Raw genomic sequence first — 2604 nt, forward strand, 5'->3', positions numbered from 1 at the left:
ATACCTTGCAGGAAATGCTGACTGTGAAATCCGATGACGTCAATGGTCGTACCAAGATGTATAAAAACATCGTCGACGGTGACCATAAGATGGATGCCGGTATGCCGGAGTCTTTCAATGTACTGGTGAAAGAAATTCGCTCACTGGGCATTGATATCGAATTAGAGCAAGAGTAATAGCATATTTAAAACAGTTTCAGGCCACGTAACTCGATTAAAGTCCGCGAAATGCGGCAGGAGATACAATGAAAGATCTACTTAAGATACTCAAAAGCCAAGGTCAATCTGAAGATTTTGATGCGATTCGCATCGGTTTGGCATCACCTGAAAAAATTCGCTCATGGTCCTACGGTGAGGTGAAAAAACCGGAGACCATCAATTACCGAACATTTAAACCGGAACGGGATGGTTTGTTTTGCGCCAAGATATTTGGTCCCATTAAGGATTACGAATGCTTGTGTGGTAAGTACAAGCGATTGAAGCATCGGGGCGTTATTTGCGAAAAATGTGGTGTTGAAGTGACATTGGCCAAGGTGCGTCGTGAACGCATGGGGCACATTGAGCTTGCCAGTCCCGTTGCTCATATCTGGTTTCTTAAGTCTCTTCCATCACGTATTGGCTTGTTGCTTGATGTAACGTTGCGTGATATTGAGCGCGTCTTGTACTTCGAGGCTTTCGTGGTCATTGACCCGGGTATGACTCAGCTTGAACGTGGCCAATTGTTAACTGACGAGCAATACCTCGATGCCATCGAAGAGTACGGGGATGAATTTGATGCCCGTATGGGTGCGGAAGCTGTTTACGAATTATTGCGCAGTCTTGATCTTCAGAAGGAAATGACTGAGTTGCGTGAAGAGATTGAAGCAACCAAGTCTGAAACCAAATACAAGAAATTGACCAAACGGTTGAAGCTGGTTGAAGCATTTATTGATTCGGGGAACAAGCCTGAATGGATGGTAATGACTGTGTTACCTGTGTTGCCTCCGGAATTGCGTCCCCTGGTTCCTCTTGACGGTGGTCGTTTTGCGACTTCTGATCTAAATGACTTATATCGCCGTACCATAAACCGTAACAATCGCTTGCGTCGTTTGCTGGAGTTAAACGCGCCAGACATTATCGTGCGCAATGAGAAACGCATGTTGCAGGAGTCAGTTGACGCGTTGCTGGATAACGGTCGCCGTGGTCGCGCAATTACTGGCTCTAATAAGCGTCCGCTTAAATCTCTTGCCGATATGATTAAAGGTAAGCAGGGTCGCTTCCGCCAAAACTTGCTCGGTAAGCGTGTTGATTACTCGGGTCGTTCCGTCATCGTGGTAGGTCCAACACTCAAACTTCACCAGTGTGGATTGCCCAAGAAGATGGCTTTGGAATTGTTTAAGCCATTCATTTTCAGCAAGCTTGAGTTACGTGGTTTGGCGACAACCATTAAAGCTGCGAAAAAAATGGTAGAGCGTGAGGGGCCGGAGGTATGGGACATCCTTGAAGAAGTAATTCGTGAACATCCCATCATGCTAAACCGGGCGCCAACGCTGCACCGCCTGGGTATTCAGGCATTTGAACCGGTGCTGATAGAAGGTAAAGCGATTCAATTGCACCCATTGGTATGTACTGCATTTAATGCGGACTTTGATGGTGACCAGATGGCTGTCCATGTGCCGCTTTCCATTGAAGCGCAAATGGAAACTCGTGCATTAATGATGTCCAGTAACAATATACTGTCACCTGCAAATGGCGAGCCTATTATCGTGCCTTCGCAGGACGTGGTACTGGGACTTTATTATATGAGTCGTGATGCGGTAAATGCGCCGGGCGAAGGAATGGTTTTCGCTAACATTGAAGAAGCTCAGCGCGCCTATCAAAGCGGTGTTGCGAAATTACATGCCAAGGTCAAAGTCCGGGTACAGGACGTAACAACCAATGAAGAAGGTGAAAGAGTCTATATACAGCGAATTATTGATACTACGGTTGGTCGTGCTCTGATAATGGCTATATTGCCGAAACAGCTCTCTGTTGATACCGTCAATCAGCCCATGACCAAGAAAGCAATTTCCGGCGTCATTAATGTTTGTTATCGCCAGGTGGGTTTGAAAGAAACGGTTATTTTTGCTGACCAGTTGATGTATATGGGATTCCATTACTCAACAAAGGCTGCCGTATCATTTGGTATTAACGATATGGTAATTCCAAATGACAAGTATCCAATTATTGACAAAGCCGAAGCCCAGGTTAAGGAAATCGAAGACCAATATAATTCTGGCCTGGTTACTAATGGTGAGCGTTACAACAAGGTTGTTGATATCTGGTCGAATACCAATGACCAGGTGGCCAAAGCCATGATGGATGGTTTAGGGACTGATGACGTTGTTGACGCTCAGGGTGCTACCGTAAAGCAGAAGTCGTTTAACTCTATCTTTATGATGGCCGACTCAGGGGCGCGGGGTAGTGCGGCCCAGATTCGTCAGTTAGCCGGTATGCGCGGACTCATGGCGAAACCGGATGGTTCCATTATCGAAACGCCGATTACGGCAAACTTCCGTGAAGGTCTCGATGTATTGCAATACTTTATTTCGACTCACGGTGCTCGAAAAGGTCTGGCGGATACGGC

General features: G+C 46.4%; 2 protein-coding genes. Both read left to right on the forward strand.

Translation table 11 applies throughout. From position 1 onward, the window contains the following. The first annotated feature begins 14 nt into the window (after positions 1–14). Complete coding sequence (locus tag ACWVCM_RS00345) at positions 15–176, forward strand: DNA-directed RNA polymerase subunit beta (protein WP_455199704.1); 162 nt, start codon at positions 15–17, stop codon at positions 174–176. A 68-nt stretch (positions 177–244) separates the two neighbouring features. Beyond that, on the forward strand, positions 245–2604 hold a 2360-nt coding region (gene rpoC / locus ACWVCM_RS00350), incomplete at its 3' end, for a DNA-directed RNA polymerase subunit beta' (RefSeq protein ID WP_455199703.1).

It is taken from the genome of Kaarinaea lacus (genome assembly GCF_975902315.1).

Excerpts from the sequence above, each read along its gene's own strand:
- ACWVCM_RS00345 (WP_455199704.1), top strand. The coding sequence starts at position 15 with ATGCTGACTGTGAAATCCGATGACGTCAATGGTCGTACCAAGATGTAT.